At 42.8% G+C, this 12,623-nt stretch carries 17 protein-coding genes; 13 read left to right on the top strand and 4 right to left on the bottom strand.

What is annotated here, in order from left to right; translation table 11 throughout:
* Nucleotides 1-3: 3 nt before the first annotated feature.
* The 11 genes from HUJ21_RS21335 (at nt 4) to HUJ21_RS21285 (ending at nt 7,623) form a co-directional block, all read left to right on the top strand.
* Nucleotides 4-165, top strand: a complete 162-nt coding sequence (locus tag HUJ21_RS21335) for a hypothetical protein (RefSeq protein WP_291372671.1) — start codon at nt 4-6, stop codon at nt 163-165.
* A gap of 3 nt (nt 166-168) precedes the next feature.
* Nucleotides 169-879 carry a hypothetical protein gene (locus tag HUJ21_RS21330; RefSeq protein ID WP_291372670.1) on the top strand — a complete coding sequence of 237 codons (711 nt, stop codon included), beginning with the start codon at nt 169-171 and terminating at the stop codon, nt 877-879.
* A gap of 14 nt (nt 880-893) precedes the next feature.
* A complete protein-coding gene (locus HUJ21_RS21325) occupies nt 894-1,433 on the top strand; it encodes a YceI family protein (protein WP_291372669.1) in 540 nt (179 codons plus the stop codon).
* Between the two features lie 9 nt (nt 1,434-1,442).
* A complete protein-coding gene (locus HUJ21_RS21320) occupies nt 1,443-2,528 on the top strand; it encodes a type III polyketide synthase (protein ID WP_291372667.1) in 1,086 nt (361 codons plus the stop codon).
* A gap of 13 nt (nt 2,529-2,541) precedes the next feature.
* The gene (locus tag HUJ21_RS21315) at nt 2,542-3,642 is read left to right on the top strand and encodes a BamA/TamA family outer membrane protein (protein ID WP_291372665.1); all 1,101 of its coding nucleotides are present in this window, start codon (nt 2,542-2,544) and stop codon (nt 3,640-3,642) included.
* A gap of 9 nt (nt 3,643-3,651) precedes the next feature.
* Nucleotides 3,652-4,680 (top strand): hypothetical protein, encoded by a 1,029-nt coding sequence (locus HUJ21_RS21310; protein WP_291372664.1) that lies wholly within the window; start codon nt 3,652-3,654, stop codon nt 4,678-4,680.
* Nucleotides 4,665-4,874 (top strand): GDCCVxC domain-containing (seleno)protein, encoded by a 210-nt coding sequence (locus tag HUJ21_RS21305; protein ID WP_291372662.1) that lies wholly within the window; start codon nt 4,665-4,667, stop codon nt 4,872-4,874. Before HUJ21_RS21310 ends, HUJ21_RS21305 begins: the two co-directional genes overlap by 16 nt.
* Nucleotides 4,875-5,163: 289 nt before the next feature.
* Nucleotides 5,164-5,664: a DUF4833 domain-containing protein gene (locus HUJ21_RS21300; RefSeq protein ID WP_291372661.1), complete on the top strand. Its 501-nt coding sequence runs from the start codon at nt 5,164-5,166 to the stop codon at nt 5,662-5,664.
* A gap of 4 nt (nt 5,665-5,668) precedes the next feature.
* Nucleotides 5,669-6,175, top strand: coding sequence for a hypothetical protein (locus HUJ21_RS21295; RefSeq protein ID WP_291372660.1), 507 nt, complete (start codon nt 5,669-5,671; stop codon nt 6,173-6,175).
* Nucleotides 6,165-6,758 (top strand): hypothetical protein, encoded by a 594-nt coding sequence (locus tag HUJ21_RS21290; RefSeq protein ID WP_291372659.1) that lies wholly within the window; start codon nt 6,165-6,167, stop codon nt 6,756-6,758. The genes HUJ21_RS21295 and HUJ21_RS21290 overlap by 11 nt, the downstream gene beginning before the upstream one ends.
* A gap of 10 nt (nt 6,759-6,768) precedes the next feature.
* A complete protein-coding gene (locus HUJ21_RS21285) occupies nt 6,769-7,623 on the top strand; it encodes a helix-turn-helix domain-containing protein (protein ID WP_291372657.1) in 855 nt (284 codons plus the stop codon).
* Between the two features lie 193 nt (nt 7,624-7,816).
* Here the strand turns inward: HUJ21_RS21285 and HUJ21_RS21280 are convergent, their stop codons facing one another.
* The 3 genes from HUJ21_RS21280 to HUJ21_RS21270 all read right to left on the bottom strand — a co-directional run bounded on the left by HUJ21_RS21280 (nt 7,817) and on the right by HUJ21_RS21270 (nt 10,074).
* Entirely contained in the window at nt 7,817-8,566 is a 750-nt protein-coding gene (locus HUJ21_RS21280) for a DUF547 domain-containing protein (RefSeq protein WP_291372656.1), read from the bottom strand.
* Nucleotides 8,567-8,602: 36 nt separating this feature from the next.
* A complete protein-coding gene (locus HUJ21_RS21275; RefSeq protein ID WP_291372655.1) occupies nt 8,603-9,283 on the bottom strand; it encodes a Crp/Fnr family transcriptional regulator in 681 nt (226 codons plus the stop codon).
* Nucleotides 9,284-9,384: 101 nt separating this feature from the next.
* A complete protein-coding gene (locus HUJ21_RS21270) occupies nt 9,385-10,074 on the bottom strand; it encodes a haloacid dehalogenase type II (RefSeq protein WP_291372654.1) in 690 nt (229 codons plus the stop codon).
* A 442-nt stretch (nt 10,075-10,516) separates the two neighbouring features.
* Between HUJ21_RS21270 and HUJ21_RS21265 the strand changes: the two genes are divergently transcribed.
* Nucleotides 10,517-11,206 (top strand): hypothetical protein, encoded by a 690-nt coding sequence (locus HUJ21_RS21265; protein WP_291372653.1) that lies wholly within the window; start codon nt 10,517-10,519, stop codon nt 11,204-11,206.
* A 110-nt stretch (nt 11,207-11,316) separates the two neighbouring features.
* Entirely contained in the window at nt 11,317-11,889 is a 573-nt protein-coding gene (locus HUJ21_RS21260; protein WP_291372652.1) for a carboxymuconolactone decarboxylase family protein, read from the top strand.
* A gap of 64 nt (nt 11,890-11,953) precedes the next feature.
* Here the strand turns inward: HUJ21_RS21260 and HUJ21_RS21255 are convergent, their stop codons facing one another.
* Nucleotides 11,954-12,622, bottom strand: coding sequence for a cytochrome c biogenesis protein CcdA (locus HUJ21_RS21255; protein WP_291372650.1), 669 nt, complete (start codon nt 12,620-12,622; stop codon nt 11,954-11,956).
* Nucleotide 12,623 lies beyond the last annotated feature (1 nt).

The following is a 12,623-nucleotide window of genomic DNA, read 5'->3' as shown; positions in this document are numbered from 1 at the left end:
ACCATGAAAAAAATAGTTGCTATCGTATTGATTGTTCTCGGCATCGCAATGATTGTCATGGGCATCGGGAATTTTATGATTCCTCCGGCTTTGACCGGAGTAGGCTTTATCGCCATTGCTTATGTTTTTATTAAGGAAATTCAGCACAAAAACTTTGAAAAATAAATCATGAAAAATCTATTGAAATTTTACCTGTTCATTGCCACCTTTTTCCTGGCCATTACCTGTTTGCAAGCTCAAAATGCTCAAATACCGAAAAAAGAGCAAAATTTTGACCTTGCCCTGGGCATGGGAGAAAACAGCAGTTTTTCCTATGCCTTGTCCTGGAATCAAAGCCACGGCATGTTCTCCTCCAACAAATTTCGACTGGGATACGGTATCCGTTTCTCCGGCTTTACCGGAAGCGAGCTGAACTACATCACAGCTCCTGCCGACCTTACAGGGAATGATGCCACCATCGATACACTCTTGATCAGCAGTCCCCATTCTCTGGGCTTAAGTGCGTTGATAAACCTTCAATATCAATTCAGCCCGAAATTCAAAATCGGTTTTAATATTGATGCCATAGGATTGGGCTTTGGCAGTACCAATGACGCTCGCTTTATTTCGTCGGAAAATACCGGGCAATACCCCGAAACGGTTGCAGCCAGCCCTAGTTCTTTTAACCTGCTATTGGGGGGAGACAATGACTTGGGGCAGATCAAATCGGAATTTTATATCGCTTATGCCTTATCTGAAAAAACCTGGATCAGGGGAGGAATGGACATGACCTTTTCCGAATACACTACTTCTCAGGAACTTGCTAATGCCAATGACCGGTTTCGAAGCAAACCAATGCTGATTTTCCTCGCTGTTTCTTTCAATCCCTTTAACAAGTAAATCTCACACCTATCATGCAATTCTCATTTATAGTACTACTTTGGTTCTGGATTGGCAGTCCTGACCCCCTGGACCGTCATGCCAATTGGGAAGGAACCCAGGAAGCGTCTTATATTAAATTCAATATCAGAAATTTGGGATTGAATGTAGAAGGAATGTTCGAATCCTTTAGTACCAACCTGGATTATGATAAAAACCAACCCTCTAACAGCCAATTTTCCGCAGAAATACAGGTTAATTCTATCAATACCGGCATTAATAAGCGCGACAACCACCTGAAACAGGAGGAATATTTCCATGTAGAAAAGTATCCGACTATACGCTTTAAATCAACAAATGTGAGTACTTCTGGTACAAATAAATTAAAGGTCAAAGGAGACTTAACCGTCAAAGGAAAGACACTTCCCGTTGAATTGGACGTGGCCATTTCGGAATCCGGCGGAAAAACTGGTTTTACCATTTCAGGCCAGTTGGACCGAAGGGATTTTGGGGTAGGCGGCAGCAGTTGGGTCATGTCTGATGATGTGTTTTTAGATCTTTATGTTGAAAACTGATCGCAATAGATGGCAAAAATACTCTCCATAGTCACTCTTCCCGGGACTTATCCTGTGCCCATTGAAAGGATGACCACAATTTATGAAGAAATGCATGCGGATAAAGAGATGGTAAAAAAAATGAATGCCTTGATCCGTGCCGGGCCTGTCTGGCAAAAACACTGTTTTTTACCTGATTTTTCGCTGCATGTGAAAGACAGGCTTGTTTACCACTCCTTCAAGACATTGCCCTCTACAGCAGAAAGAATGAAGGTCTATAAGCAATTGGCTTTGGGCATAGCGGGGAAAGCATCCCGGCAGGCCATTGAAAAAGCCAAATCCAAAAGCGCACAGATTACACATCTCATCTCTTTCAGTTGTACAGGTTTGTATGCACCTGGCCTTGAATTTGAATTGAGCGAAACACTTGAATTAAGTCCTTATCTTAAAAAGTTTACGGTCAATTTTATGGGCTGCCATGCAGCTTTTCATGCGTTGAGGCTGGCACATATGATAATTGAAAGTTCTAACCGGGCAAAAGTACTGATCGTAGGATTAGAAATTTGTTCGCTACACCTGAACAACAATAAAAGTGATGACAACCTGCTGGCAAATTACCTTTTCTCCGATGGTTGTGCGGCTTGTGTGCTGGGAGCTTCTCATCCCGGGCCTGTTATGGAGACTGTGGATTTTCAATCTGCCACTTTTCCGCAAAGTAAAGACATGATGGCATGGGAAATCGGTAATCTGGGATTTGAAATGAAACTACACCGTAAATTACCTGCCATCCTGAAAGAAAACCTGAATGAATTGTTGAATAGTACCTTGCAACAATTCGACATGGATCTTTCGGAGATAAATGAATTTGCCATCCATCCCGGAGGAAAAAATGTTTTAGAAGCCTTTGAAAAGGCATTGGATATCCCCTCCGAAAAACTCCAAAACAGTCATGAAACACTTGCCAGGTTTGGTAACATGTCATCCGTTACCATACTGTTTGTATTGGAAAGGATATTGAATGGCCCGGTCAAAAAAGAAACCGAATCCCAAGCCATCTATGCAGCTGCCTTTGGACCCGGTGTCAGCCTGGAAAGTGCCCTGATCATGTATCAATGAGATAATATATGCTTTGCTGACTAGAAAAAAAATACCGGAACAAGTAAAAATGGGAGGCCTGGCCCTTTGGTTCCTGCTTATCTTCTCCCTGTGCTTTGGCCAGGAAGAACCAAATGACAGCACGGTTTTCAAGGCCTTGCCGTTGGCCTATTATACCCCGGAAACCCGTATTGCATTCGAAGGGTTTGCCTTTTACAGCTATTATTCAGAAGGAAGCAAGAGAAAATCAAATGTCAGGCTATTTGCCACCTATACCCAAAACCGGCAATACATCTTTATCCTTCCCTGGCAGATATATACCGCCGATGACCGGTATTTTTTAAATGGAAGCCTGGATTATCGCAAATTTCCGGAATATTACTATGGTATTGGTAATGATACACAGGAAAAAAACAGGGCCTTGTATGAGTTTTCCGCATTTACCATTAATAGTAAAAGTTACCTGAAACTGGAAAATGATACTTACATGGGATTTGCCCTGCAGGGGCAGTGGCTGATGCCGGAGTTTACCGAAAATGAACCCATTTTTGATGATATCGACAGTACAAATGGAAGAAACGGGTACAATTACCTGAGCCTGGGCCCATCATTTATGTGGGATAGGAGAGACCATATCCTTTCACCCTCAGAAGGCAGTTTTCTGGAATTCACGCCCACTTTCGGATTTGGCCATTCAGACCAGGAAGCCATTTATTTTGGATTGGCCAGCCTGGACGTCCGGGACTATTGGAAATTGGGAGAAAAGTCCACCTGGGCCAACCAATTTGTGGCGCAATTTTCCATGGGAGAGGTACCCTACCGGGTGTTGCCTACCCTGGGTGGCCCCTTTTTGCACAGGGGCTATTACCAGGGCAGATTCCGGGACAAACACCTGATGATCCTTCAGTCGGAATTCCGGCAGCATGTTATCGGAAGATTTGGGGTGGTGGCCTTCGCTTCAGCAGGAAGGGTTTATTCCACCGTTAGAACGGAGTTGACCAGAGACATCCACCTGGCTGCCGGTGGGGGCATTAGGTTCAGGATTAGCAAAAATGACCGCACCAATGTCCGCTTTGATTATAGTTTGACCCCGGATTCCAGTGGGTTTTATATTTATTTTGCCGAATCTTTTTAACTTCTTCCCATGCTGCAAAAAAGCCAAACGAATTTTATCACCAAACTCCTACACTGGGAATACTGGCCTACCTGGATCATCTATTTTCCCTTATTTTTCTATTATCTATGGCTGTCCTTAAAGGCCAGGAGCTTCTTTTTCTTTACCGCAGCCAATCCTGAAATGGAAATGGGAGGGCTCTACAACTGTAGCAAATACAAGCAACTCCAGCACATTCCCAGTGAACTAAAGCCTTTGACCTTATATGTGAAAGCCGGCTCCGAATTCCCCCTGATTCATGCCAAAATACTGGCTCTGGAACTCGATTACCCAATCATCGCCAAACCGGACAGGGGGGAAAGGGGCAAGGGGGTTGCCCTTTTGAAAAATGCATCTCAACTAAAAAAATATCTACAGGAAAGCCCCACTGATTTTTTGTTACAGGAATACATTTCAAGTCCTTTTGAAGCAGGTCTTTTTTATTACCGGTTTCCTGATAAACATTCCGGGCTTATTCCCTCCATTGTTTTGAAAACCTTCCTATCTGTCACAGGTGATGGGAAATCCACGCTGGAGGAACTGATACTACGCATCCCCAGGGCCCGGCTTGTGGCAAAAAGCCTGCTGCAAAGGGGGGATATGGATCCCAGGGAAATTTTGCCTGAGGGAAGCATAAAATTGCTGGAACCCATAGGCAACCACAACAGAGGTACTGAATTTTCCAACGGCAACCAGCTGGTCAATCAGGACTTGTTGTATTTTTTTGATGCCTTGAGCTACCATCTGCCCCATTTTCATTATGGTCGTTTTGATTTAAAAGCACCCTCACTGGATGATTTCCTGAAAGGCAATGGTATCAAAATATTAGAAGTCAATGGCGTAAATGCAGAGCCAGCCCATATTTATGATCCAAAAGGGAAATACCAGGATGCGGTCAAAACCCTGTTCAGGCATTGGAACATTATTTATCAGATCAGTAAAAAAAACCGATATCAGGGTTTTTCTCCTGCAACCTTCAGGATGGCACTAAAAAACTTCAGGGAATGGCAAAGACATTAAAATCAACACTCAGATGTCCAAACTGCGGACACCAAAAAGAAGAAACAATGCCAACAGCCTCTTGTCAGTATTTTTACGCCTGTGAAGCCTGCAGTAAGGTGTTAAAACCAAAGAAAGGTGACTGTTGTGTGTATTGTAGCTATGGTACTGTAAATTGCCCTCCCATGCAGGAAAATGGGGACCAGTGCTGTTGAAACAACTCTTCATATCAATTTGTAGACCTATTCATCAAAAAAGGAAAATTTATTCTTCATAATTCTCCTTACTACTTTTATTGTATGTAAGCGATATTTTAACCATCATTTATTTTATGATATTCTATTTATAAAGTTTTTAATATTAATTTTCTTTATTTTTACAAATATAAATCTATCCTAAAAACAACCTTAAAATATCAATTCCATGAAGCCTTAAAATTTGTTCATGATTTTGTCAGGATGACCCGACCTATCCGACTAATAAAATGGAAAGAAAAAAACGACTATGTTGACACGGTTTTCCTGCCTATTTTCTTTGCTCTTCATCCACTGGTATTCATCCATGGGTCAACAGGTTCTTTTTACCATAGAACGAAGTCTGAATGAGGACCAAATTGTTTATTTTTTGCATCTGGATGAAAATGGCCTTCTGAGAAAAGATGAACCCATCAGCCTGAAGTGGTTGGACAATGAAAATTCGGGGGAGTTGGTACCCGTCAACTGGATCAAAAAAAAATTCGGATATGGGATTGAAATCATACAGCAGGAAGAGGAAAAGGTAACCTTCAAATTTGTATCCTATGACAAAAAGGTTTTTACAGTGAAAAAAGATGCCTCAGGAAATTACGGGGTTTTTGGAAAAATAAATGACAAGCGAATGAAAATCAGACATATTTACCTGAAAATGGAAGGTGGCACCTTTTGGAAACCCAATATTACAGAGGTAGCCGTAATGGGATACCATGAATTAGCCAATACCCACACCAAAGAAACCTTTAACCCTTGATACCATGCAAGCCGAATGTCGGGAAAATCTCAAAAGCATCTCCACCTTACTGAAAAACTTAAAAGAAGATCAGTATCAATATCCGTCCACTTATTTGTCGGGGGCATCTATTGGGCAGCACATCAGACATATCCTTGAGTTTTATACCTGTCTCACCAGTGCCTGTCTGGAAAATACACCGGTAAATTATGATGCGCGGAAAAGGGACCATGACCTGGAAAAAAAGCCGATGGAAGCCATAAAGGTTATTGACCGGATCATTGACTACCTGGAAAATGGGGAAATCAAAGGAGAAACAGCATTGCTGGCCAACTATGCAGTAGGTAAAACACAAAGTAGAAGCATACCTTCTTCTTTTCAAAGAGAATTGGCCTACTGTCTTGAGCACAGCATCCACCACCAGGCCCTGATAAAAATCGGCCTTCTGGAACAAGGCCTGTCAGCACTTATCTGTCCTGATTTTGGAGTGGCCCCATCTACCATCAAGTTTCGCATGAGCAATGACAGCTGAAAAATCAAAATCCTACGACCTGTTAAAAAAACAAAAGTACCTGATCCTTTTATTCACTATATTTCTGCTAAATCAGCACTACTCCCACGGACAGCAAAACAAGGAGTATAAAAACCGCATTGGAACAAACGTATTGGGATTGGCAGCAAACAACCTTGTTTTATCCTATGAATACAGTTACAAAAAGAACGGTCTTTGGTTGGGAATCGCACACCGGTTGAACCAATGGTCTGAGGCAGAAGACCAATCAGCCAGTTCTATTGCTTTGGAATACAGAAACTATTTCCTCCCCGGCGAAACACCCGGCAGCGGCTTTTTTGGGGCCTTGTATGCCAAATACGGATGGGGGGAGGAAAACAGCCTATCCAGCCCTGCTATAAGCCGTCAATACCAGGCCCTCTACTCAGGATTAAATACAGGATACAGGTATAATTTCAGGAGATGGGCATTATCGGCATTTATCGGATACGGATGGGCCTTATGGTCAACTGACACCACTACCCCATCCGGTGCAGTGCACGAATTGCATCAAAATTTTAAGCAAGATTTAAGGTTGGGACTCAATGTGGAATGGGCCTTTTAAAAGCTGAAAAATGCATAAATTCTTCGACTTAGAAACCATGGAAGGAAGCTTTCATCTGGCAGATGGAAACGATTTCAAAACAACCCTGAAAACGACGGAACACCACCTCAAATTCTTTTGGAATTTTGGTGCAGTTCCCTTAATACTAGATATAGATGGACAACCGATAAGTTTGGAACCCAATGAGTTGTTGAGCTGTACCTACTTACAGAAAATAACGGTAATCGAACAACAAAATCAGCCCGAAATCCTTTTTCTGGCTTTTAACAGGGGCTTTTATTGCATCCACACTTACGATTCTGAAGTTTCCTGCAACGGTTTACTGTTTTTTGGCTCCAATTACAACCCCGTTATCCAATTGGATGAGGAGGAAATTATCCGGCTAAGAACACTGATAAGCGTACTCCAGGAGGAGTTTGACACCAAAGACCAGAATCAGGAAGAAATGCTCCGGTTGCTTTTGAAGAGGTTTATTATCCGTATCACCAGGCTGGCAAGGAAACAATTGTTCAATAAAAAACTTCCGGAAAAAGAATTGGAATTGGTCCGCCAATTCAATGTTCTGGTGGAAGAAAACTTCAAAACTCTCCGGCAGGTGACCGATTATGCCGCATTGATGAACCGTTCGCCGAAAACCATTGCCAATATTTTTTCCCAGCAAGGGGGAAAACGTCCTTTGGAGATCATCCATGACAGGCTGATACTGGAAGCCAAAAGACTACTCTTATATACCGATCAGTCATCCAAAGAGATTGGCTGGGAATTGGGTTTTGAGGATCCTTCTCAATTCAACCGCTTTTTCAAGACCCACATGGAAATCCCCCCCCGAGAGTTTAGGGAAAAATTTGTTCAATTTTCCTTCTAATCCTAAAACCGTTGAGTCTTTGGGACCTCGATGGTTTTTTTCGTCCCCGTTTCGGTTAAGACCTTCGGGGTTGGGAAAACCCCAAAGGTCAAGATGACTTCAACCGTTGAGGTCTTTGAGACCTCGATGGTTTTAATGTTCTTGTTTCTGAAAAGACCTTCGGGGTTAGGGAAACCCCAAAAGTCGGATAGCTCTATTCATTCAAACTCCAGTCATACTCCTTAAAACTGATTTTGGCATTGGGGTCCAGGGGATTATCCGCATAGCCGTTGATAAATGCTACCAAACTGCCATCTCTGGTAAAATCCTCCTTAAACCAGGAAAAAATACTGGATAGTTTATTCCTGTCCAGGTCATTCCGGCTGGGGTCATTGATAAAGGCTTTGGTCACCATCTCCAATTGCATTTCAATTTTATCTGCCGTAAAAGCACGATTGTAAAGTTTGGGACAGGATACGGAGGCACAATTGATGGCAAAGTGAATCCTCGGTTCTTCAAACTCCTTCCGCAGGATTTTATGCTCAATTTCATCCAGACTGGCTGCCCTTCCGCCAATTTCAAAAAACTCCAGGTGCCAGACGGTGTTTACCAGCGGAATTTCCAATTTGGGTCCAATATCCCGAATACTTTTTACCGGGTAATGGTCCATAATCAACTTGATGGTATAGGCGTTGTAGGCATTAATCCAGTAGGCCAGCTGCTCCTCTCTGGACCAGGTATTTCTATCGGGCGGATTTTGACTAAGCAACTGCAGGTAATCTTCGAACGCCTCTTTATCGGCGATAAAACCCTTGTAATCCACTAAGCCCTCCTCGTCTACATGAATCGAGAGCAAGGAATCAAAAATGTCATGTGCGGGCGGCTCGGTATCTACCCCACCCAATGGCGAATCCCCACAAGATACGTTAAACAAGAAAAGTGCAAATAGAATAAGGATTTTCATGGAAGTTTCTATGTTTTGTTGAGGTTCTATAGCTCGCTACAGCCTTTCAATATCTTTCACCAAAATTCTGTTCCTACTATAGCTGATGATACCATTCTTATCCAGCTCATTAAAAACCGTGGTAACCGTTTGCCTGCTGGCGGCCGTTAGTTTACCCACTTCTTGGTGCGTAAGTCGGATTTTTATTTCCCTTTGGTTTTTTTCTCCGGAAATATCTCTACCAAAATCGTAGGCCATTTCCTTTATAAAACTACGGATTCGTTGCTCCGAAGTTTTGAACATGATATTTCCCAACCGGTTTTGGATTTTTTTCAGACGAAGCCCTATAAACTTGGTAACCTGAAAGTTCAAAATTCTATTTTGCTCCATGAGTTTTTCAAAATGGGGAGTACTTATTTTGCATACAAGCGCATTTTCAGTGACGATAGCCATCTCGTCTCTTTTACTTTGATCGATCAGGGATAATTCTCCAAAGACCTCCCCGGGGCCCAGTATTCCCAAAATGACCTCCCTACCATCCTGGGAGAGTCTGGATATTTTTACTCTTCCCCTTTTTAAAATGTACACGTGCTTTGCCTCGTCGTCTGAAAGGTAGATCACTTGTTTTTCAGGAACCTCACGCATCACCGTATAGGCATCCATCTCCTGCATTTCTTCCGGTGACAGCATTTTAAACATACTGAAATTTTCCAAAAACCAAATCTTGCTTTTTTCCATTTCTCAACTACTTTCCTATGGGTATAAAAATACGAAATGATACCAATTGAAAGGCGTAATTCGAGAAGTTAATGCAGGCTAATTTGAATTTAGCGATCAAACTATTGATCCATTTGTACGGCAATTTCCACCAACGAATTCCCGGTGTATTCCGGAAGGGGTGCCTCCGGATATAACACCTTACCAGGACGGGAGACAAATGCCGTTTGCATTCCCACTCGCTGGGCTCCGAGAATATCCCAGGCATGGGCCGCCAGCAACATTCCTTTGTTGGCTTGGATCTGCATTTGATCCAATACATGCATATAAGTAGCCGGGTCGGGCTTAAATTTACCGGTGACATCGACACTGAAAATCCGTTCAAAAAATGGGGAAAGCCCTGCATGATCCAGTTGCTTTTGAACCAGATCCAGGCTACCGTTGCTCAGTGCCACCAGCGTATATCCCGCGTGTCGAAACAATTCCAAGGCTTCGGGCACCTCCTTGTGGGCAGGAAGTGTACCCATCAAACCTAACACCTCCTCTATCTCCTTTTTCTGAATGTCTTTCCGGTACTCCTGAAAAACCATTTTCAGTGTGGCCTTGCCTATGGAGCCGAATTCAAGGTAATTACCGCTTAGTGATTCCACACAGGAGTAATGCAACAGCAGGGAAAACCACTCCTTGAAGGCATGTGCATCACCCCTAAGTTCATTCACCCTCCCTTTTACAGGACTCAAATCCAATAAGGTTTCATTGACATCAAAAATCAATAACTGAGGTTTTTCGAGAAATGCGGCTTTTGGTATCATTAATTAAAAATAGTGAAAAGAACTGACTTGTATTCGATACCGAACCACAATTAGCGGATATCTGGTTAACTGTCGGCTATCCGACAAATAACACGGATTGAATACTTTATACTTCCTTTAAATGCTCTTCCCGGTCCGACTATTTCGGGATAAAGTAAATAGCTAAAGCACTACCAAAAATTTCATGAAATCGACACGATTAAAATCATCATTAAACACACGGGGCAATGATTATTTTATTCGTCAAAGATTCCATCTGACCGCTTAAAGACAAATTATAAACACATGAAAAAGAACGCATACATTTTAGCCGCCATCCTTATTCCTTTGTGCCTGTCCTGCAACTCAACTGGCGAAAAGGACTATCCCAAAGAAAGCTGGATCGAAGAACGGGTCTGAAAGGCTCAACAGCAGCCCCGCAGGTCAAAAAATCTGGAAGGCGATGGAGGCACATGGTGGCTTGCAACGGTGGTATGCAAATGGTCCGCTCCAATTTCACTCTAATTACCAGCCCCTTGATGGGAATACACCCCGAAACACGATTCAAATCAGTGATAATTGGTCTGCCAAAGCACGACATCAAATGGCCGTCGATACAAGTCGGCAGTTTGGCTGGGACGGCTCGGTGGCCTGGGCAGTGCCTGATGCTTCAGAAATACCCTTTGATGCCCGGTTTTGGGCACTCACACCCTATTACTTTGTTGGTATCCCTTTTGTACTCGGGGATGAAGGCGTGCACCTTGAAGACCTGGGAGAAGCATCTCAGGAGGGGACTTCTTATGACCTGATTAAGGCAACTTTTGGAGAAGGCGTAGGGGATGCTCCAGATGATTACTATATCATTTACCTGGACAAGGACTCAGGAAGGATTGCCGCCTATCGCTACGTTGTTTCCTACCCGGCTTACTTCCCGGATGGTGGCCATACACCGGAAAAAATCATGGTACTGAAGGGTGAGCAGGAGGTTAATGGCATATTTTTTCCGGACGGGTATGAAACTTTCATGTGGGAGGATCAACAAAAGGGAGCATATGTAACGAATATTACCCTCTCAGACCTTTCCTTTTTACCTGATCTGCCCCAAACTTACTTTGAAGTGCCCCGGGGAGCCGAAGTCATAGAGCAAAAATAGGAGGAAACCCCTGGCTTGTCCGCAAAATGACACTACCGGTTAGCAATCCATTGTACATTCATCATTGGTAAAATCGAACCAAAAAAACCAAACTAAAACGTACTACTATTATGAGCAAAACCGATTTTCAAACCAAGTTAAAACCAGTAAGCCTTGAGGAAGCAAACGAAGCCCAAAAGCCCTTACTTGAAAAGCCAAAGAAGCAAATGGGCATGGTCCCTAATATGTATGCCAACATGGTCAATTCTCCAGGATTGATGGAAACCTATGCCGTAGGTTACGATCATTTCCGTAAAAACAGCGGTTTGAGCCCCGTGGAACAAGAAGTTGTCTTTTTGACCATTAGCATTTACAATGGCTGTGATTACTGCGCTTCGGTACATAGTTACATCGCTGACAACATGTCTAAATTACCCAAAGAACTGACCAATGCGCTAAGAAATCAAGAGGAGATTGAAGATCCAAAAATGAGCGCCCTGTCTACCTTCACTAAAATAATGCTGGAGAAAAGAGGCTATCCGACGAAGGCCGATGTGGCTGAATTTACGGCTGCAGGGTACGAAGAAAAACATATTTTGGAAATCATATTGGCCATTGCGGTAAAAACCATCAGCAATTACTCCAACCATATTTTCCATACGGAGCTGGATGAGGTATTTTCAGAAAGAAAATGGCCTGATTAATCCCCTGGACCACTTCTAAAAAGTATCCTACCAATACCTGTACCAGGTATGGTAGGATTTTTTTTTAAAACAACACCAACTGATAATAAATGATATAAATTCCGGACAGGATTAAAACAAAACCTGCTGCCCGCTCCATGTAGGGAAGTATTTTCCGCAAGTATTTTCTCAACAAATCTTGCGCAAAGGTGGCCAATACGATAGCTAATACCATCATTAAGGCAAAACCCACAAAATAGGCCAGCAGGTAACTTCCTCCCAACAAAACGTTTTCTGCAGCAAGGGCTTGGGTAGCCACCACCAAAAACAAAGGGAATAAACATCCAAGTGCCCCTATGGCATAGGCAATTCCAAAAAAGAACGCTTCTGAGGTCTCTCTTTTAGTAGAGGGTTCCGAAAAATTTATGTTTATTGAAATGCTTTTCCCAAATAGCATGAGCAGGCCAAGAAATACCAATAATCCTCCCATCCCCACTGTGATGAATTTCATGTTTTCTTTGAGCAACTGGCTTGCTAAAATAATTAGCGTTCCAGCCAAAGCATAAACGATCAGAATTCCTGAAATACTGAAGAAAGCTAATTTGAGTCCTCTGAGCAATTTGGGGACCATGGAACGCTCGATCCCTGCATTCCGGGATATATAAGCCATAATATACCCCGGAAGCAGGGCCACAGCACAAGGAGCTAAAAATGCCATGATTCCTTGCAAAAATGAAAAAGAGACAAAATCCATT

The sequence above is a fragment of the Cyclobacterium sp. genome, assembly GCF_014762705.1.
Taxonomy (GTDB): domain Bacteria; phylum Bacteroidota; class Bacteroidia; order Cytophagales; family Cyclobacteriaceae; genus Cyclobacterium.
Note: the sequence above shows the minus strand (reverse complement) of the source record. Positions and strands in the feature narration are given on the sequence as shown.

What these genes read in the sequence shown, in the direction of transcription:
- HUJ21_RS21335 (WP_291372671.1), top strand. Translation starts at nt 4, where the DNA reads ATGAAAAAAATAGTTGCTATCGTATTGATTGTTCTCGGCATCGCAATG.
- HUJ21_RS21280 (WP_291372656.1), bottom strand. Translation starts at nt 8,566, where the DNA reads ATGAAAATCCTTATTCTATTTGCACTTTTCTTGTTTAACGTATCTTGT.
- HUJ21_RS21310 (WP_291372664.1), top strand. Translation starts at nt 3,652, where the DNA reads ATGCTGCAAAAAAGCCAAACGAATTTTATCACCAAACTCCTACACTGG.
- HUJ21_RS21270 (WP_291372654.1), bottom strand. Translation starts at nt 10,074, where the DNA reads ATGATACCAAAAGCCGCATTTCTCGAAAAACCTCAGTTATTGATTTTT.
- HUJ21_RS21275 (WP_291372655.1), bottom strand. Translation starts at nt 9,283, where the DNA reads ATGGAAAAAAGCAAGATTTGGTTTTTGGAAAATTTCAGTATGTTTAAA.
- HUJ21_RS21320 (WP_291372667.1), top strand. Translation starts at nt 1,443, where the DNA reads ATGGCAAAAATACTCTCCATAGTCACTCTTCCCGGGACTTATCCTGTG.
- HUJ21_RS21300 (WP_291372661.1), top strand. Translation starts at nt 5,164, where the DNA reads ATGTTGACACGGTTTTCCTGCCTATTTTCTTTGCTCTTCATCCACTGG.
- HUJ21_RS21290 (WP_291372659.1), top strand. Translation starts at nt 6,165, where the DNA reads ATGACAGCTGAAAAATCAAAATCCTACGACCTGTTAAAAAAACAAAAG.
- HUJ21_RS21330 (WP_291372670.1), top strand. Translation starts at nt 169, where the DNA reads ATGAAAAATCTATTGAAATTTTACCTGTTCATTGCCACCTTTTTCCTG.
- HUJ21_RS21295 (WP_291372660.1), top strand. Translation starts at nt 5,669, where the DNA reads ATGCAAGCCGAATGTCGGGAAAATCTCAAAAGCATCTCCACCTTACTG.
- HUJ21_RS21285 (WP_291372657.1), top strand. Translation starts at nt 6,769, where the DNA reads ATGCATAAATTCTTCGACTTAGAAACCATGGAAGGAAGCTTTCATCTG.
- HUJ21_RS21305 (WP_291372662.1), top strand. Translation starts at nt 4,665, where the DNA reads ATGGCAAAGACATTAAAATCAACACTCAGATGTCCAAACTGCGGACAC.
- HUJ21_RS21265 (WP_291372653.1), top strand. Translation starts at nt 10,517, where the DNA reads ATGGAGGCACATGGTGGCTTGCAACGGTGGTATGCAAATGGTCCGCTC.
- HUJ21_RS21260 (WP_291372652.1), top strand. Translation starts at nt 11,317, where the DNA reads ATGAGCAAAACCGATTTTCAAACCAAGTTAAAACCAGTAAGCCTTGAG.
- HUJ21_RS21255 (WP_291372650.1), bottom strand. Translation starts at nt 12,622, where the DNA reads ATGGATTTTGTCTCTTTTTCATTTTTGCAAGGAATCATGGCATTTTTA.
- HUJ21_RS21325 (WP_291372669.1), top strand. Translation starts at nt 894, where the DNA reads ATGCAATTCTCATTTATAGTACTACTTTGGTTCTGGATTGGCAGTCCT.